This is a genomic window from Pseudomonas sp. PA15(2017) (assembly GCF_001945395.1).
Taxonomy (GTDB): Bacteria; Pseudomonadota; Gammaproteobacteria; order Pseudomonadales; family Pseudomonadaceae; genus Aquipseudomonas.
Genome location: NZ_MSXV01000056.1, coordinates 1,669 through 19,649 on the forward strand (window position 1 = coordinate 1,669; position 17,981 = coordinate 19,649).

A 17,981-nucleotide genomic window follows, 5' to 3' on the forward strand; every position below is an offset into this window, starting at 1 on the left:
CGGGGCAGGCTCCAGCTCGGCCAACCGATGAAAGCCCGCTTGTTTGAGACGGCGCGCAACGGTACTGACGGCCACGCCGAGTGCCAGCGCGATCTGTCGGTAGGTATGGCGAGATTGGCGTAGTTGAATCAGTTGTGCGATGAGGTCGATTGCCGTCTCATGAGGGCATGAATGCGGACGTGACGAGCGATCCATCAGGCCGGCCTCGCCCTCCTCACGAAAGCGCCTGAGCCATTTGTAGGCGGTGCGGACACTGACTCCTGCGGCTTGTGCTGCATCTTCGACACGTAATCCATCGAGCATGCGCTGCACGAGAAGGGCTCGACCTCGAGGGGTAAGACGGGCATGTTTATGCAAGTTCATCCGGGGCTCCTGGAAGGCTGTGTTGGTTGCGCTTCCAGAATTCCGGGAACGCCCCGGATGAACAACCTACTGAGAGATCACAGCTAGCCTCAATCGGGCTAACTCCACGCCTATTCTTGCGCCGCCACATGTTAGCTGAAAACGACCAGCTACGGCGAATATTTTTATTCTAATAAAATTTTATAGTTGACTATATTTTTTTATTTGTGATAATTAATTGGCCATGGCCGATCATCAGATTCACCGATGGCCGTGGCATGAGCTTTTCAATCCGGGTTGGCTCGCAAGGGCCTCCGTTTGCTTCACGCAGCAGCGACGTAGAGGTTTACGCGGACGCCAAACGGGTAGACCGCACTGGGCAGTCAGCCAAATCGATAATGGCTTTCTGAAAACAAGTGTTTGAATGCAGTCAACATCCATTGGAGTGAGTGTCTTGAATCTCAAAAGTATTTCCCTGGCAATAATCCTAGCCATGACGGGTGCTGTTCACGCCGAGCAGATCAATCGCAGCGAGAATGCGACGGAGTTTTTGGAAAGCGTGTTCACGGGCACAGAGCAGTATTCAAACTTCTATCGAATGGAAGAAATATTCCCTACCAATAGAGTTTTGAAGTCGGGCAATCCAGTGCAGTGGCCAGTAGGCAAATCTATTTCTCTTCCAGATCGCTATACATTCCAAGGAGAGGAGCGCGCGACTCAGGGCCTTTTGACAGAGACAGAAACATCCGCTCTCCTGGTCATTAAAGATGGCCAGATTCGTTACGAAAACTATTGGCTGACCGGTGGGGAAGACCATCACTGGATGTCGATGTCCGTGGCCAAGAGTCTGGTTTCTGTACTGATGGGCGTTGCGGTTTCCGAGGGCATGATCGAGAGTGTCGAAGACACCGCTTCGAAGTATTTACCAGAGCTGAAAGGCTCTGCTTACGAAGGTGTGCGATTGAAGGACATCCTGCAGATGTCCTCGGGTGCTCGCTGGAGTGAGGATTACTCTGACGAGAAAAGTGAAGTCAACCGTCTTTTGAGCGCCATGACCGGACAGTCTTCTTTTTTGGAGTTCGTGGGCTCTATGAAAAATGAGCTAAAGCCCGGAACCTTCAATCGCTACAACTCTGCAGACACGCTGGTTTTGGGATTGGTGTTGGAGCGTGTAACCGGTAAAACGCTGGCAGCCTATACTCAGGAAAAGCTCTGGGGGCCGCTCGGTGCGACCGATGATGCTTACTGGATCACGGACAAGGCTGGCCACTCGATGGCTTTCGGGGGCTTCAACGCAACCGCTCGCGACTATGCTCGGCTTGGAGAATTGTATCGCCTAGGTGGCAAGTTCAACGGTAAACAAATCGTTCCAGAAAAATGGGTTAATGCATCGCTGACCGCTGATGCTCCGCACTTGGTGCCTGGTGATCGGGAAAACGGTGATTCTGGTATGGGCTATGGCTATCAATGGTGGCTGCTCGAAGGCGGTAAGCATGATTACTCTGCCATTGGCGTGTACAATCAGTTTATCTATGTGAGCCCGGAACACCGCACAGTAATCGTCAAGCTGTCCGCGCCTCGAAATTATGGCACTACAAAAGAGAATATCTCGTTGCACGAAGATGAGACTTTCGAGCTTTTTCGCAAGATCGCTGAAAGCATGGACTGAGGCGATACGCCACCCAAAGGCTTAACTTAGCGATTAGGGCGGGTAACCGCCCTTTTTTGCGTCTGCCACCGCGATCATTTCGCCGAAGTCAGTAGAACTGAAGACACTCTGGCGACTGTAGATGACAGCAAACACAATCGAGCAGAAGTATGAGTGTTGTTTTGAGATGCCACATCAGCAATCAATACGCCGCCAAGATTCCCTGCGGGTGGTAGCCGTGGATCACCGTGCCGTTGACCTTGAGCACCGGCACGCCGCGGCCGCCCAGGGCGTCGTAGGCGCGGCGGGCTTCGGGAGATTTTTCGATGTCCAGCTCGGTGTAAGCGATGCCGCGTTCGCCGAGAAACTCGCGGGTCTTGGCGCAGTAGCCAGCACCAGCTGGTGGAATAGAGGATGACTTCACCCTGGCCGGCCACCTGCTGCGGTTTGCCCAGCAGCATCGGTTCGATGCGATCCCAGTGTTGCCAGGCGGCGAGCGCCGCGAGAATCAGCAAAATCCGTTTCATGATGAGCGTCTCGGCAATGGGGCTCGGCGTTTATCAGCTAGGGTCTGTTGACGTTTCACACGCGGCCGCGCCAGAGCCCGTTTTATCGCGAGGCAAGGCACGAGCCGCGAAGTTTAGCTGGCTAAATGAGCCGGCGAGAAACGCTGCCTCGCGATAAAACGGGCCCGGCCCTTCGGGTTGCGCGAGAAATCTCGTCATGCGTCGTTGGTGGACTTGGCAAGGGAACGACCATTCCCTGCGTCCTCCGCCTAGCCTGGCGAGATTTCTCGCGGCAACGCGGCTCGCGTTGAAACGTCAATAGACCCTAATCCTTGCGGCGTTTCAACTGGTCGGTCAGCTGGGTCGGCAGGTTGCGGATGGTCAGGGTATCGGAGGCCTCGTCGTATTCGATCTTTGAGCCCAGCAGGTGGGCCTCGAAGCTGATCGACAGCCCTTCGGCGCGGCCGGTGAAGCGGCGGAACTGGCTCAGGGTGCGCTTGTCGGCGGGGATCTCTGGCGACAGGCCGTAATCCTTGTTGCGGATATGGTCGTAGAAGGCCTTGGGGCGCTCCTCGTCGATCAGCCCGGAGAGTTCTTCCAGGGTCATCGGCTCGCCCATCTTGGCCTGGCTGGTGGCGTAGTCGACCAGGGTGTCGGTCTTCGCCCGGGCCTGCTCTTCGGGTAGATCCTCGCTCTCGACGAAGTCGCTGAAGGCCTTGAGCAAGGTGCGGGTTTCGCTGGGCGAGTCGACGCCCTCCTGGCAGCCGATGAAGTCACGAAAGTACTCCGAGACCTTCTTGCCGTTCTTGCCCTTGATGAACGAGATGTACTGCTTGGACTGCTTGTTGTTGCGCCACTCGCTGATGTTGATGCGCGCCGCCAGGTGCAACTGACCGAGGTCCAGGTGCTTGGCTGGGGTCACGTCCAGCGCGTCGTTCACCGCCACGCCTTCGCTGTGGTGCAGCAGGGCGATGGCCAGGTAGTCGGTCATGCCTTGCTGGTAGTGGGCGAACAGCACGTGGCCGCCGGTTGACAGGTTGGATTCTTCCATCAGCTTCTGCAGGTGCTCGACGGCCTGGCGGCTGAAAACCGTGAAATCTTCGCCGTCTTCCAGGTAGGTTTTCAGCCAGCCGCTGAACGGATAAGCGCCGGATTCCTCGTGAAACAAGCCCCAGGCCTTGCCCTGCTTGGCGTTGTAGCTATCGTTGAGGTCGGCCAGCATGTTCTCGATGGCCTGGGAGGCACCCAGTTCGCTGTCGCGGGCGTGCAACACGGCAGGGCTGCCGTCGGGCTTCTTGTCGATCAGGTGGACGATGCAGTGACGGATCGGCATGGGCTATCTCTTCAGGCGTGACGCAAAGGGGCCGCGTCAAAGCGGCCAGGGTTGCGCAGAGTTTACCCGACTGTCGTCGCGTTGGTCGCCCGTTGCCGAACCAGCAGCGGGGCTTGGCGCATTTTGGGGTGTCGAGTGTTGAGGTGCGCGTCAGGATTGCTTCTGTGGACGAGGGCAGTGGGCTATCTGTGACTTGTTACAAATTTTCCCGATAAATATCTAAAGGTTATTATATAACATTATTTCAGACTATTATGAATAATAGCTTCTGCAGGCACTGAAGGCAGCGAAATCTTCGCCATCTTCCAGATAGGTTTTTCAGCCAGCCGCTGTAGGGGATGGATGCCGCATTTCTCGGGGGAAGAAGCCCCAGCTTTACCCTGCTTGGCGTCGTAGCTGTCGTTGAGGCCGGCAAACATGTTTTCGATGCCCGTGAAGGCCACAGATGGCTGTCGCGGGCATGCAACAAGGCACGTCTGCCGCTGTGGTTTTTGTCGATCAGATGGGCGTGGGTCGGCATGGGCTATCCCTTCAGGCCTGGCGCGAGAGGGTCGCGTCTGAGCAGCGGGGGGGCGCAGAGTTCATCCGACTGTCGCAGGCTCAGTCACCCCGCTGCCGAGCAGCGGTAGGGGGTAGCGAATAGCGCGTCTCAGGATGTCGAGTTTCGAGGCAGACTTGACAACCGCTTCTGTGAGCAAGGTCAGCTGGCTGGCTGAGTATTGTTACATTTTTTCCCAATACTAACTTTAACGTTAATGACTAGCATTGTCATAGGTAGTCCGAGCAATCTGTATTCATGGCGGTTATTGAAGGAGTTCACTAATGACCAGTAGTGCCAGACCTGCCGGCCCAAAGGCCCGAGACATAAGTGTTGATGTGCTCATCATGGGCTCTGGAACCGGGCTTGCCGCTGCACTTGCTGCCAAGGAAAAGGGGCTTTCCGTTCTTGTGGTTGAGAAAACCGAGCTGGTGGGCGGCTCCGCCGCGCGCTCAGGAGGCGCCTTCTGGATACCCGGCAATGATGCGTTGCGCCGGGACGGTGCGAATACCTCGGCGAAGCTGGTGAAAACCTATCTGGATGATCTGGTTGGCGAGGATGCCAAGCCCGCTCGGCGAGCGGCCTACGTAGAGCATGGGCCGGCAGCGGTCTCGATGCTGGAGCGAATGACCAAGCTGCGCTTCATATGGTCAAAAGAGTATTCGCATTACCACGCCGAGCGCCCAGGCGGCAGCGCACTTGGGCGCACCTGTGAGAGTAGCCCCTTCGATATCAACCAGCTTGGCGCTGAGAAAAAACGGTTCAGGCCCTCTGCAATGGGCTCGTCGCCTATATCCGTGCCGGTCACAGGCACGGCTTATCGGTGGCTGAACCTGATCGTACGCAAGCCGTTGCAAGCCATTGTGATTGGTTTCAAGAGCGTGATCCTCAAAGGGCTGGGCGCAATGCTGCTGGGCAAGTTTCACGTCGCCAGCGGTCAGGCGCTAGCTGCAGGCATGTTCGAGGGCACCATTCGAGCCAATATTCCAATCTGGACCCGCGCCCGCGTGGTTGAGCTGTTGAGTGAAAGTGGACGTGTGAACGGTGCGGTCGTCGAGCAGGACGGCCAGCGTTTTCGGGTTGACGCTGCGCGCGGGGTGATTCTGGCCGCCGGCGGCTTTGACCACAACATGGCGATGCGCACGAAATACCAGTCACCATCGCTGGTTGAAGACTTGAGCCTCGGTGCCGAAGGTAATACCGGCGACTCGATCAACCTCGCGCAAGAGAGCGGTGCAGGGATTGAACTGATGGATCAGGCCTGGTGGTTCCCTTCGGTCAAGGCTGTTAAGGGCGAAGCTCCGAAAATTCTGCTGGCCGAGCGCTCCCTGCCAGGCTCGATCATCGTCGACCAGCATGGCGAGCGTTTCCTGAACGAAGCCATGGATTACATGAGTTTCGGCCAGAAGTTGTTGCAGCGCGAGCAAGAGGGTAAGCCAGTGGGCCAGATGTGGCTGGTTTTCGACCAGGCCAATCGCAACGGCTACATGCTGGCTGGCTCGCTGATGCCGCGTATGTCTCTGCCGCAGGCTTGGTACGACGAGGGTATTGCGGTCAAGGCGGATAACCCCCGTGATCTGGCCCGCGCCGCCGGCCTGCCGGAAGACCGTTTCGTTGCTGCTTTCGAGCGATTCAATGGCAATGCATTGCAAGGAAAGGATGAAGATTTCCACCGTGGCGAGTTCGCCTACGATCGCTACTACGGCGACCCAACGATTCGACCCAACCCCAATGTTCGTCCCTTAACGGGCACGCTGTATGCCATCAAGCTGGTGCTTTCTGATCTTGGCACCTGTGGTGGCCTGATGACCGACGAACATGCCCGCGTGCTACGTGAAGATGAAACGCCAATCGAAGGGCTCTATTGCAATCGGCAACAACGCAGCCAACGCGTTTGGTCGAACCTACCCCGGCGCTGGCGCCACCATTGGTCAAGGCATCACGTTCGGTTACATCGCCGTTCAGGACATGGCCAGCCATTAGCGGTGCCTGATGCCATGCGCGTGGACAAAAGCTCGTCAAGGTGCGCCGCTTAATGAGTGGCGACTAAACCGCTCCAGCGTGGCGGCGTCCTGTGTTTGTCCTTGATTGATAAAGCCATCCGGTTAATCCGATGTTGCTGGTTCCCTGTGTGCCGCTTACCTCATCAAATCTGGCAGCGAGCGTCCTCGCTCCAAAGGTTTGACAGGTTTGCGGCGCTTGGCCGGTGGGCGTTTTACATCATTGCGCTGCAGCGTTTGTCGTTAGCGGTCGTGTTGGATACGAGGCGTCGACGCTGTTTGCTCCACGGTTTTTCACTACAGATAGGGATGTTGAATGCCTTCTTTCCGTATTTCTTGGCAAGCCCTCGTTTTCGCATCGAGCGGCTTTTTGATTGCTGGCTGTTCAAGTGATGATCCCCAGGAGCCGCTGCCTCCTTCGCTGGTCATCATTCAAAGCATCGAAGCGTTACACAGTGAAGGTGATCCGTGGCGTTTCTCAGGCACGATCAACAGCGTGACCCAGACCGACATGGCTTTTCAGGTCTCTGGGCGTCTGGAAAAGGTTCTGGTTGCCAATGGTACCCCTGTCAAGCGCGGCCAAGTGCTCGCCGAGCTTGACGCTACCGATTACCGACTTCGGGTGCGCGATGCCAAGGCCAATCTTGATCTGCTGACGGCGGACCTCAAGCGTAAACGCCAGTTGCTGGCTGAAGGCATTCTCGCGCCGGCTGCGGTCGAGCCGGTAGTCGCGAACCAGATCGCTGCTCAAGTCGCGCTCGACATGGCGCGGCGCGAGGAGTCTCACACTCGCCTAAGGGCACCTTTTGATGGTGTTGTTGCAAGGCGTCATGTGGAAACAGGCACTGTATTGGAGGCAGGCAGCCCTATCTTCACATTCCAGGACAACCGTTTCATGGAGGTTGACGTCGATATACCCGAGTCTGTGGCGCTGCAGATACCTTTTGACGCCACGCTGCAGGTCCAGGGGACGATCCTTTCGCAGAATCTTTCGCTGCCCTTGGTCTACAAGGAGCACGCGACCCAGCCGGATGAGCGTGCCCGTACCTATCGCGTCAGGCTGCGTGGTGATCGGCCCAACGGGGTTAACTTGCTGCCTGGTATGGCTGTGCGAGTGAAAATACCCCGGCAACATGATTCAGGTACGGCAAATGCCTATCAGGTACCCGTCAGTGCCGTCGTTAAGCACGAAGATGGCAACGAGTCCGTTTGGGTCGTCGATTCTGACCGAGCTCGGCACATTCCAGTCAAGATGATGGGGTTTCAAGGGGAATTGGCTGTGATTGAAAGCGAGCGCCTTTCTCCTGGCTCCAAAATCGTGGTTGCGGGTGCTAGCAAGTTGCAGGACGAACAGCAGGTTCGCTTCCAGGAGCGCACCGAGTGATGGATATAGCCCGTTATGCCATGACGCGACGCGTCAATATTGGTCTGCTATTGATGGTCTGCTTTTTTGGAGGCCTGTACGCTTACTTCGAGCTACCGCGTCTGGAAGACCCGGAGTTCACCATCAAAGAAGCAGTGATCACCGTCTCTTACTCGGGGGCGACCGTTGAACAGGTCGACCAGGAGGTCATCGACCCGCTGGAAACGGTCATTCAGGAACTGGAGCAGGTCAAGACGATCCGCTCCAAAGCCACGCCTGGCAATGCCGAGATTCGCATTGAAATCCTCGAGCACTATCGCGGTAGCGAGTTGCCACAGATCTGGAACCAAGTGCGCAACAAAGTGGGCGATGCGGCGGGTAGCTTACCCCCTGGCGCGTCCGCGCCGTTGGTCAATGATGATTTCGGCGATGTATACGGAATCTACTATGCGCTGACCGGTGACGGCCTGACCCCCGCCGAACTTCGTGATGTGGGAAAGAAACTGCGTCGCGAAATGGCCCTTGTCGAGGATGTGAACAAGGTCGAGCTGATGGGGGTGCATGAGCAGACCGTCGTGGTCGAGGTAGATCCTGACAGGCTGGTCTCGCTGAGCTTGTCGCCTGAAGAAATCATCACGGCACTGCAGAACGCCGACCAGGTCGTTAGCGGTGGTGGTGTACAGGTGGCAGGCAACTTCCTGCGGATAAGGCCCACCGGTGCTTTCGATGAGCTGGAGGCTATGCGCAATCTCCCTGTCGGCGAAGGCCGCCAGAGGTTGCGTTTGGGAGACGTTGCGCGGGTTTACAGAGATTACAGCGAGCGTCCCGGCCAATTGATTCGCTTCAACGGCGAGCCAGCGGTGACCTTGGGCTTCAGTGGGCAATCCGGGGCCAACATCGTTGAAGTCGGCAAGCGTGTTGAAGCCAGGCTCGGTGAGCTGATGCGCGACTTACCCACCGGTCTCCAACTGCACCCTATCTATGCCCAGCACAAAGTGGTCGACGAGGCGGTAGGCGGCTTCGTCATCGATGTCGCGATCTCGATCTTGATTGTTGTCGCGGTGCTCTGCGTTGCCATGGGGCTGCGGGGTGGCTTAATCATCGGCAGTGTATTGCTGTTGACCGCATTGAGTACGTTGCTGGTCATGCTGGTGCTAGGCATCGAGCTGGAGAGGATTTCGCTCGGTGCGCTGGTCATCGCCATGGGTATGCTGGTCGACAATGCGTTGGTCATCTGTGATGGCGTGCTGGTAAGGCAAAAACGCGGGCTGAGTTTCGCCAAGGCGGCCAGCGAAGCAGTGAAAAGCACTCAGTGGCCATTACTGGGTTCCACATTCATCGGCATTCTTGCCTTCGCCGGCATTGGCCTTTCCCAGGACACAACCGGCGAGTTCCTGTTCTCGTTATTTGCCGTGGTCGCCAGCTCTCTGCTATTGAGCTGGTTTCTGGCGATCGTGGGGGTGCCCTTTCTTGGTTATTACCTGCTTGGCGGGCGCAAGGAAGAAGGCCAAACACAGCAGGCCGATGATGACGGTGAGCGAGATCAGCAAGCTGGCGACAAAGCCTTTCAGGGCAAGGGCTATGACCTTTTCCGCTCTTTCGTCAGTGCCGTCCTGCACCGACGCAGGCTCTCCGTCGCCTTGCTGGTAGTGGTCACCGCGTCGTCGCTCTATGCGTTTCGCTTCGTCCCTCAAGACTTCTTCCCGCCCTCTGACACGCCGTTGTTCACGGTTGACGTGTTCTTGCCCCAAGGCACAGATATCCGCGAATCCGAGCGGGTGGCCGGCGGCGTTGAAAGCTGGTTGGCCGAACAGGATGGCGTTTCCGGTGTAGCGACCTTCGTCGGTACGGGGGCGTCGCGGTTCATGCTGACCTACATGGCCGAGCGCCCCGAGCCTTCCCTGATACATTTCGTGGTGCTGGTCGATGACGCCGAGCAGATTGCAGGCTTGGCTGAAAAGGCCAACAAGGAGTTACCGGATCGCTATCCGGAAGGCAGCATCGCAGCCAAGCAATTGATGTTTGGTCCCAACGAAGAAGCGAAGCTGGAAGCCCGCTTCAGTGGGCCTTCGCCAGAGGTGTTAAGGGCCATTTCCGCTGAGGCGCAGCGTCGTCTGCTGGCCGACGGCGACGTCTTCAACGTGCGTGATAACTGGCGCGGGCTCGAGTGGTCGCTGCGTCCCCAGCTCAATCTGGAGCGACTGGCGGACAGCGGTTTGACGCGCCAGGCGGTTGCCCAAGCGCTGGCACTTTACAGTGAGGGCTACAGGGCGAGCGCCTTCCGAGAGGCAGACGAGCGGATACCTATCCTGCTGAGGGCTAAGCACAGCGAACGAGTCAGCCCCGAGGGTCTTCTCGAACGGCAGATCTGGAGCCCCAGTGCTGGGCGCTACATACCGCTCAGTCAAGTGAGCGATGGTGTCGAACGTGTTCGCGAGCCTGGCCAACTGCATCGCTACGACCGTGAGTTGACGGTATCGGTTCGCGCCGAGCCTCGCAGCGATGAAATTTCGAGCGAAGCCCAGAAGCGTATCGCTCCGTTACTCGAAGGGATCGAGCTGCCCCATGGCTACAGCATGAAGTGGGGCGGAGACCATGAGTCTTCCTCGGATGCCCAGGAAGCACTGGCGGGAACCCTGGGCTTGCCCTACCTGGCCATGATCGTTATCACCGTTCTACTGTTCTCACGGGTTCGGCAGCCATTGATCATCTGGCTGGTCGTGCCGATGTCGGTCTGTGGCGTGGTCGTTGGCCTGCTGATATCGGGCTTGCCTTTCGGCTTCATGGCCCTGCTGGGTCTGCTCAGCCTGACAGGCATGCTGATCAAGAACGCGGTGATTCTGGTCAACGAGATTGATCAGCAAATTGCCGATGGCGTGCCGCGCATGAAGGCACTCGTCGAAGCATCTGCATCGCGTCTCAGCCCGGTCAGTCTGGCGGCCATCACCACCGCGCTGGGCGTAGCGCCTCTGTTGCTCGACCCGTTCTTCGCCAATATGGCTGTTACGATCATTGGCGGCTTAGTGTTCGCCACGCTTCTTACTCTCGTAGCAGTACCCTGCCTGTATGCGCTCATGATGCGCATCAATGAGGATGAAACATGAGACTTGCCGTTTGCGTGCTCGTCGCCGCAATGCTGGCTAGCTGCTCGAGCCATCGAGAGATGCCGCCTGCCGAACTCCCCGAACAGTATTTCAGTGTCGGCCCTTACCAGGCGCTCGATGATGCTTCGCTGGCCAACTGGTGGGTTGGTTTTGGCGACAATGATTTAAGCCGTCTCATCAATACCGGTCTTTCGCGCAATCAGGACGTTCGCCTGGCGATAGCGAGGCTCGACACGGCGCGTGCGCAGTTGCGAAACGCGCGGGCTGATATCTATCCGACGCTTTCGGCTCCGACGGAAGCCAGTAGGCAATGGATTGATGCCGACGCTGGCGACAGCGAACTGGGCAAAGAGCTGGGCTTAGGTGATCGTATTCGCGTGCAAAACTGGGAGGTAGCGCTGCAGGCCAGCTGGGAGGTGGATCTGTTTGGCGCGACCCGGGCGCGCATTCGTGGTGCCGAAGAAGAAGCTCGGGCTGCGCAAGCCGAGATTGTGGCGATGCGCCTGGCGGTCACCTCGACGATTGCCCAGGGCTACATCCAGTTACGTGGGCACCAGGCGCAACGTGACGAACTGAATCAAGCCATTGCGCTTGCCGAGAAATTTGCCAACATCGCCCAGCGGCGCTTTGACATAGGCGAGGTCACGCTTCTGGATGTCCAGGCATCGCTTGCTGAAAAGGAGAGCCTGATTGCGCAGCTCGCCGAAACAGATGCCAATTTGCGAGAGGCGGGTCTGGCGCTGAACACGCTGCTGGATATGCCACCAGGCTCGGTTGAGCAATCCCTCGGCCAGCGACCTGTCCCTCTCTACAATGGAGCCGTGGCAATCGGTCAGCCAGCGGATCTGTTACGCCGCCGCCCCGATGTGATCGCGGACATCGCGCGTTTGGATGCCTCCTCGCAGCAAGCGATCGCGGCACGCCGTGACCTCTTCCCCTCCTTGGCCCTGCAGGCTGCCCTTGGGCGCAGTGGCTTTGCCATCGGCGGGCAGTCCAGCGTGTCCGATTTCGGCCGCATTGGGCTGACGTTTGATCTGCCGTTCTTGGATTTCATGCGCCGCGACGCTGCAATCAACATCGCAGACTCTCAGCAGCAAGTAGCCTACCTCACGTTACGTCAGACCCTGGCCAAGGCCTTGGAGGAAGTCGAGCGTGCTGCCGTGCGGCAAGATGGCTCCGAGCGGCGTGCCGGGGCGCTGCAGCGCAGCCTGGCTCATCGGGAACGTGCCCATCAGTTGGCCGACCGTAGCTATCAGCTTGGCGAGGCCAACCTCAACGAGGTGCTCGATGCTCAACGGCAGGTGATCGACGCCCGTCAACAAGCGAACCGAGTTCGAAGCGACAGAGCTATTGCGCAGATCGAATTGTTCGTCGCCTTGGGCGGCGGCTGGAGTGGAGCTGCCCTGGATGAGGTAGCAAGCGCGAAGTAAAGCGCCCCAGGTAGTGTTTGAGCCAGGCGACCAGTGGGATGGCTGCCTGGCTCGGTTCGCCCCCTGCCTCAATCTCCGCTGGCGGCCTATTTCCAAGCGGCTCCAGCCAGCGCTGTTGGTTGAACACGGCCACTCATTTCTGGCTTTCTACGCTTTTTCGTGACACGCGTTTGCCGATCAGCTGGGCTCTGTAGAAGCCTTTGCTCGCCACTGCCAGGGCGTTTTTGGCAAGCGCAGAGTACACAGTTTGCCCTTGTGGTTTCGCTATCAGCTTGCTTCGCCCAGGCATCTCGACTGAGGTGTGGCGATGAACGGGATAACTGGCGGCCTGAGGGCCTGTTCAAAGTCCTGTATGCGCATGAAGCGGCAACTACAAAGCAAAAATGGACATCGGCGCATTATCTGTGGGAGCGGTAGAGGACGCCCAGTCCATGCCAGCGATTTTTCGCGCGCATGGCGCGCTCCCACGGTGGATCGGTGAACGGCCGCAGGCCCGCTGAGCCCTCAGTTGCTGCGGAGCGCAGGCGCCCCATTCGCTGCCGCGGATGGGCAACATGGCAGGGCTGCCGTCGGGCTTCTCGTCGGTCAGGTGAACGATGCAGTGACGGATCGGCATGGGCTATCTCTTCAGGCGTGACGCAAAGGGGCCGCGTCAAAGCGGCCAGGGTTGCGCAGAGTTTACCCGACTGTCGCAGCCTTGGTCGCCCGCCGCCGAGTCAGTCCAGGGCGATTGCCGTGCGGCGACTTGCCCGCCAGCGATCGAGCACCAGTAAGCCGGCCAGCAGGCCGATGGCGTACAGCGCATCGAGGCCCAGCATCAGCAGGATGCCCGCGCACAGCAGCGTGCTGAGGCCGGCCAGCCAGCGCCACAGGCCGCGGAGCAGCAGCCAGCCGGCGGCCATGCTGAGCAGGTAGATGACGATGAAGTTGCCGTTGGCGTAGCGGATCAGCTGGTCGAGCGACAGCGACAGGCTCCAGATCAGCGTGGCACTCAGGGCGCAGCTGAGCACCACCAGCAGCAACGCCCTGGCCGGTACGCCATTGCCGTTGCGAACCGCCAACGCGCGGGGCAGCTTGCCTTCGTCGGCCAGGCTCCAGATCAGTCGCGAGAAGCCCTGGATATACACGTTCATCGAGGCGAAGCAGGCCAGGTAGCCAATGCTCGCGCTGAGCCAGCGGGCCTGGTCGCCAAGCAGCACGTCGAGCATCAGCGGCAGCGACGCGGCATCGGTGCGCGCATCGCCGTAGGCGTGAAAGCTCAGCACCGCCACCGAACAGGCCCAGTACACCAGGCCGGCGAGCAGCACGCCGAGCAGCAGGGCGAGGGGGAAGTCGCGCTGCGGATTCTTGAACTCCTCGCCCAGATGGGTGAAGGCCTCGATGCCGACGAAGCACCAGAACATCACGCCCAACGCCACCGGCAACAGCTGCCAGTTTCCGGCCAGGGGCGGCAGCAACGGTTGCTCGGCGTGGGGCAGGTCGCCCTTGACCCAGATCAGTGCGATGGTGGCGACGATGGCCAGGGCAATGGCGATCTGCACGCCACCAGAGGTACGGGCCGGCCGCTGGCCGAGCAGCAGAATGATGCCCAGGGTAGCGAGCTGGATGGCCAGGACTGCCAGGTCGCTGAGGGTGAACAAGGCGTGCCAGAAGCCGCTGGCGATGTTCAGCGCCGCCGGCAGGCCCACCGGAATCACCGCGAGAAACAGCCAGGCGCTGGTGCGCTCCATGGGCGCGCCGAACGCGCGACCGATCAGGTGCGGGGCGCCGCCCGCATGCGGGTAATGGCGGCCGAGCTGGGCGAAGGTGAAGGCCATCGGCAGAATCAGCACGATCAACAGCAGCCAGGCCCACAGCGAAATCTCGCCAGCAGCCGTGGCGGCCAGCGCGGGAATCACGAAAACTCCGGTGCCCAGTAGAGACGTACACAGCAAACCCACGCCCTGCAGCAGCCCCAGTTCCTTGTTCAATCGGCTCATGTTGTATGCTCTCGCTCCAGACGCGGCCCCTGGCAGAGCGCCTGCCGACCGTATCGCCATGGTAAGGCCGCTTCGCTTGCGCGGCTGCTGGCGAAGCGTCGCCGATCACCGACAAAACGGCGGCAATGACCGTCATCCTGTTTGCAGAGAGCTTCAGTGGACAAGTTCGATCAACGCATCATCGCCTTGCTGTGCGCCGACGCGCGCCTGACCGTCACCGAGGTGGCTCGCCAGGTCAACCTGTCACGTTCCGCAGTGAGCGAGCGCATCCGCCAGCTGGAAGCGTCCGGGGTCATCCAGGGCTACCACGCGCGCATCGCCGAGCCGGCCGCGGTGGTGGTCAAGGCCTACCTGGAACTGTTCTACAAGGGCGGACGCTGCGAGCAGTATGTCGAGCGCATGCGCGCCTTCCCGGAAGTGCGCCGCTGCTCGGGCATCAGCGGCGAAACGGACATGCTGATCTATCTCGAGGCAGCTTCGATGGAACGGCTGGCGGAAGTACGCGGGGAGATCGAGAACCTGCCAGGCGTGTTCAAGGTGAAGACCCATATGGTGGTGAAGGATTGGCTGATGTGAGGCTCAGAGGTTCTGCACCGATATTGGTGCTGCTTCCCGGCATGGATGGAACCGGTTCATTGTTCCAGCCTCTCATCGATCGGCTCGGCACCTTTTCGATATCAGAGTGGTTCGCTACCCCGCTACCGAAGCCTTGGGCTACGAGGCGTTGGAGCGCCTGGTTATCGCAGCGCTGCCCAAGGGCGAGCCATTCATGCTTCTTGGGGAATCGTTCTCCGGCCCATCGCAATATCGATTGCAGCTGCGCAGCCACCCGGCCTGACTGGCTTGATCCTTTGCAGCACCTTCGCTGTAAGCCCACGCCCTGCTATCACCGCACTTTGGCTTCTGGCGGGGACCTTGTCGCCCAAACGAGCGCCCCGCGCAGTTCTCGATCATTTGTTGCTTGGTCGCTATTCAAGCAAAGCACTTCGTTCAGCCTTGTCGTCAGCAGTCGCTCAACTATCGCCCGCTGCTTTTTCCGTGAGGATGAAGGCTATCCATACCGTTAACGTCTTGCCGAAACTAGGATCCATTTCAACACCAGTGCTCTATCTTCAGGCGACTGAGGATCGGCTCGTTCGGTCATCCTCCTGCGCCCTTATACAACGCGAGCTCCCTGCTATTCGCGTTGTCTCGGTGGCGGCCCCGAATTGTCTGCTGCAGGCCGCTCCTGGAGATGCGGCTTCGGCCATCAGCGCTTTTGCTGACCAGTTTTAAGGCTTCTGGCGGCGCAGTCTGGAGCTGTTTCTTAAACCGATACCAATGCAGAGGAGTTGTGAGATGCTGTTCGCTGATGCGTTCAAGTACAAGAAATGGGCAAACGCGGAATTGCTTGAGCTTGGCGAGCGCCAACTGGAACAGCTTCCCGAGAACGATGCGCAGTTCTTCACCCGCATCCTTAATCACACCACGGTCGTCGACAGCCTTTTTATCAGTCGTCTATCTGGTGGGGCGGAACGCTACAGCGCTGACAACACCCGCGAGACGCCTACATTTGCACAGCTCAAGGCACGTATCGCGCAGAACGATGCGTGGCTCATCGGCTTTGCAGAGCGCGCCACAGCTGATGAATTGCAGCGCGTCGTTTCGTTTCGCTTCACCGATGGCGACCATGGGCAATTGTCGGTGGAGGAGGTGCTGCTACATCTGCTGACGCATGGCAGCAATCATCGCGGGATGGCGTCGCGAACGCTGGCGATTCATGGGCTCGAACGACCGAAGGATACTTTTACGCGGTATCTGCATGAGGCTGAGCCGGTCAGGAGAGAGCAAGCCCGGGGATCGTTCACCTGAGCCTTAGAACCTGTTCACGATCATCATGCGCATGAAGCGGCAGCTGCGAGGTAGAAGCGGCCATCGATGCAGTACCTGTGGGAGCGGGCCATGCCCGCGATTTTTCGCGCGCATGGCGCGCTCCCACAGTGGATCGGTGAACGATCGCTACCGCCACTTGGCGGCCAAATCGGCGAACCTGAGCCGAAAGATTATGAACAGGTTTCTAGCGCCTGTTCAAAGTCTTGCATGCGCATAAAGCGGCAATTATAAGGCAGAAGCGGCCATTGATGCAGTACCTGTGGGAGCGGGCGGGGACGCCCAGTCCATGCCCGTGACTTTTTCTCGGGCATGGCCCGCTGTCACAGATAATCACCCGTCCATCCTTCGGGAAAGAACGGCCGCTCCCGCCACTTAGCGGTCAGAATCGGCGAATCTGGACCTAAAGATTATGAACAGGTTGTTAGCCGTCAAGCGCCGCCGTATAAGCCCACATCAGCAACTGCCAAACCTCCTCGGGCATTGCCCCGCAATGACGCTTCAGCTGGCGCATGTCATGGCGCGAGGCGTCGGCGGGGCGCCAGCGGCGGCGGCTTTTTTCCAGGTCGAGCAGGGCGATTTCAGTGCGGGGTGAAGCGGTTTCATCGTCTTCGACCCTGATGAAGACATGCTTGGCGTAGCAGCAGCCGTGCTGCCAGCCACCGCGATGCATGCGAGCCAGGGTATCGGCCAGTGCGGCCAGCATGTAGGCCGACTGCTCGGCGCTGTGTTGTGTTTCGTACCACTGCTGCAGGCTGATGAACCCTGTCAGCGCCTGGGTGATCAACAGGGCCTGCCACTGGCCCTCATGCTTGCGGGCTGAGCCATAAACCAGTTTTGGTACCCGCACGCCCAACTCAGCGAGTGCCTGATAAGCCTGCAGCTCGCGCAAGATGGTCGGGCGGCCAAGTGGATGGCGCAGGCTGCGGTACAGGTGCCCGGTCTGCCGTTTGCTTTAGAGCAGCGGATGGGAGGGGTTGCGGGGCCGCAACAATTGCACACCGCTTTGCCCTTCGCGGCGCTGATTGAGAGGCTCTACCCAGGCACCGTGGCACTGCCACCAGCGTTCGAAGGGGCTGGCCTGTACTGTCGATTGAAAGCCGACTGCCGTCGCCATCACAGCACCTCGCGCTTGCGCAGTACATAGGTGCGCCACATGGCATAGCCGGGCAGAAAGTCGCGATGGCCGAGAATCTGGAATCCCGCTTCGAGAAACTCGGATTCGATCTGCTCGCGGCGCACCACGAAGCGGTTCTCGCCCGCGCCGCGGCGTTTCTCCAGGCGATTACGCCGCCAGGCCTTGTAGTTGCCGTCGACCCACAGCGAAACGATCACCGTATCACGGGTTACCCGGTGAAACTCGCGTAATGCCGCCAAGCGGTGTTCCGCTGATTGGATGTGATGCAGCAGGCGAATGCAGAACACGCAATCCACCGAGTTGTCGCCCAGGGCGATATCGAAGGCCGAAGTCTTGAAGGTCTTGCCCCGGTCGACCACTGCCGGCGGGTGGGCGGCGAGAGCGGTGGCGAGCATGTCGGCGGAGTTGTCCGCAGCCAGGATCACCCGGTTCGGGTGTTCGGCGAGCATCGGCCAGAAACGCCCGGCGCCGCAAGGCAGGTCGAGCACCAGGTTGGGATCGCCGGCCAGGCGCAGGGCGCTGCGGCCGACCTGCACGTCGCGCCAGTGCGACAGCCGCCTGGCCAGGCCGTCCTGGTGTTTGTGCAGGTAGCTCTGGGCGTGTTGCTGGTCGTACTTGCCGGAGAAGGCCAGTTCGATGGAGCGGGATTTGGACATGACGAGGCACCTCTTGGGGAGTGCCTCGATGCTAAGCGGGCAGTTCTGATGAACCCGTCAAGCAAAGGTGAAAAA

Annotated in this window: 12 protein-coding genes and 3 pseudogenes; 8 read left to right on the forward strand and 7 right to left on the reverse strand. The window is 59.2% G+C overall.

All coding sequences use genetic code 11. The features are described 5' to 3' along the window. Positions 1–363 (reverse strand): leucine zipper domain-containing protein (locus tag BVH03_RS20965; protein ID WP_143486033.1); only part of this gene is annotated, 363 nt, incomplete at its 3' end. 433 nt (positions 364–796) lie between these two features. Here BVH03_RS20965 and BVH03_RS20970 point away from each other — a divergent pair. Further along, complete coding sequence (locus BVH03_RS20970; protein WP_256574775.1) at positions 797–2,011, forward strand: serine hydrolase; 1,215 nt, start codon at positions 797–799, stop codon at positions 2,009–2,011. A gap of 181 nt (positions 2,012–2,192) precedes the next feature. On the opposite strand, the pseudogene BVH03_RS20975 reads toward BVH03_RS20970, so the two are convergent. The 3 genes and pseudogenes from BVH03_RS20975 to BVH03_RS27005 form a co-directional block, all read right to left on the reverse strand. Then, a pseudogene (locus BVH03_RS20975) lies at positions 2,193–2,517 on the reverse strand (glutaredoxin family protein). A gap of 304 nt (positions 2,518–2,821) precedes the next feature. Next, the gene (gene yejK, locus BVH03_RS20980; RefSeq protein WP_075963005.1) at positions 2,822–3,829 is read right to left on the reverse strand and encodes a nucleoid-associated protein YejK; all 1,008 of its coding nucleotides are present in this window, start codon (positions 3,827–3,829) and stop codon (positions 2,822–2,824) included. A gap of 276 nt (positions 3,830–4,105) precedes the next feature. Next, positions 4,106–4,349: pseudogene (locus tag BVH03_RS27005) on the reverse strand (nucleoid-associated protein); the annotation flags it as partial. Positions 4,350–4,651: 302 nt separating this feature from the next. On the opposite strand from BVH03_RS27005, the gene BVH03_RS20985 reads away from it, so the two are divergent. From BVH03_RS20985 to BVH03_RS21000, 4 genes are all read left to right on the forward strand, one after another. Further along, on the forward strand, positions 4,652–6,403 hold the full coding sequence (locus BVH03_RS20985; RefSeq protein WP_218189558.1) for an FAD-dependent oxidoreductase: 1,752 nt from the start codon (positions 4,652–4,654) through the stop codon (positions 6,401–6,403). A 280-nt stretch (positions 6,404–6,683) separates the two neighbouring features. Then, on the forward strand, positions 6,684–7,751 hold the full coding sequence (locus tag BVH03_RS20990) for an efflux RND transporter periplasmic adaptor subunit (protein WP_075963006.1): 1,068 nt from the start codon (positions 6,684–6,686) through the stop codon (positions 7,749–7,751). Continuing rightward, complete coding sequence (locus tag BVH03_RS20995; protein ID WP_075963007.1) at positions 7,751–10,834, forward strand: efflux RND transporter permease subunit; 3,084 nt, start codon at positions 7,751–7,753, stop codon at positions 10,832–10,834. The genes BVH03_RS20990 and BVH03_RS20995 overlap by 1 nt, the downstream gene beginning before the upstream one ends. Beyond that, entirely contained in the window at positions 10,831–12,264 is a 1,434-nt protein-coding gene (locus BVH03_RS21000) for an efflux transporter outer membrane subunit (protein WP_075963008.1), read from the forward strand. The genes BVH03_RS20995 and BVH03_RS21000 overlap by 4 nt, the downstream gene beginning before the upstream one ends. Positions 12,265–12,980: 716 nt before the next feature. On the opposite strand, the gene yjeH is transcribed toward BVH03_RS21000, so the two are convergent. Next, on the reverse strand, positions 12,981–14,243 hold the full coding sequence (gene yjeH, locus BVH03_RS21005) for an L-methionine/branched-chain amino acid transporter (RefSeq protein WP_075963009.1): 1,263 nt from the start codon (positions 14,241–14,243) through the stop codon (positions 12,981–12,983). 156 nt (positions 14,244–14,399) lie between these two features. Between yjeH and BVH03_RS21010 the strand changes: the two genes are divergently transcribed. The 3 genes from BVH03_RS21010 (at position 14,400) to BVH03_RS21020 (ending at position 16,094) form a co-directional block, all read left to right on the forward strand. Beyond that, positions 14,400–14,819 (forward strand): Lrp/AsnC family transcriptional regulator, encoded by a 420-nt coding sequence (locus tag BVH03_RS21010; protein WP_075963010.1) that lies wholly within the window; start codon positions 14,400–14,402, stop codon positions 14,817–14,819. 106 nt (positions 14,820–14,925) lie between these two features. Then, entirely contained in the window at positions 14,926–15,081 is a 156-nt protein-coding gene (locus tag BVH03_RS27010; protein ID WP_256574776.1) for a hypothetical protein, read from the forward strand. A 500-nt stretch (positions 15,082–15,581) separates the two neighbouring features. Further along, entirely contained in the window at positions 15,582–16,094 is a 513-nt protein-coding gene (locus BVH03_RS21020) for a DinB family protein (RefSeq protein ID WP_075963011.1), read from the forward strand. A gap of 442 nt (positions 16,095–16,536) precedes the next feature. Here BVH03_RS21020 and BVH03_RS21025 read toward each other — a convergent pair. Both BVH03_RS21025 and BVH03_RS21030 read right to left on the reverse strand, forming a co-directional pair. After that, positions 16,537–17,229 (reverse strand): annotated as a pseudogene (locus tag BVH03_RS21025) (lipopolysaccharide kinase InaA family protein). Continuing rightward, the gene (locus BVH03_RS21030; protein WP_075963012.1) at positions 17,229–17,906 is read right to left on the reverse strand and encodes a class I SAM-dependent methyltransferase; all 678 of its coding nucleotides are present in this window, start codon (positions 17,904–17,906) and stop codon (positions 17,229–17,231) included. The pseudogene BVH03_RS21025 and the gene BVH03_RS21030 overlap by 1 nt, the downstream one beginning before the upstream one ends. Between the last annotated feature and the right edge of the window lie 75 nt (positions 17,907–17,981).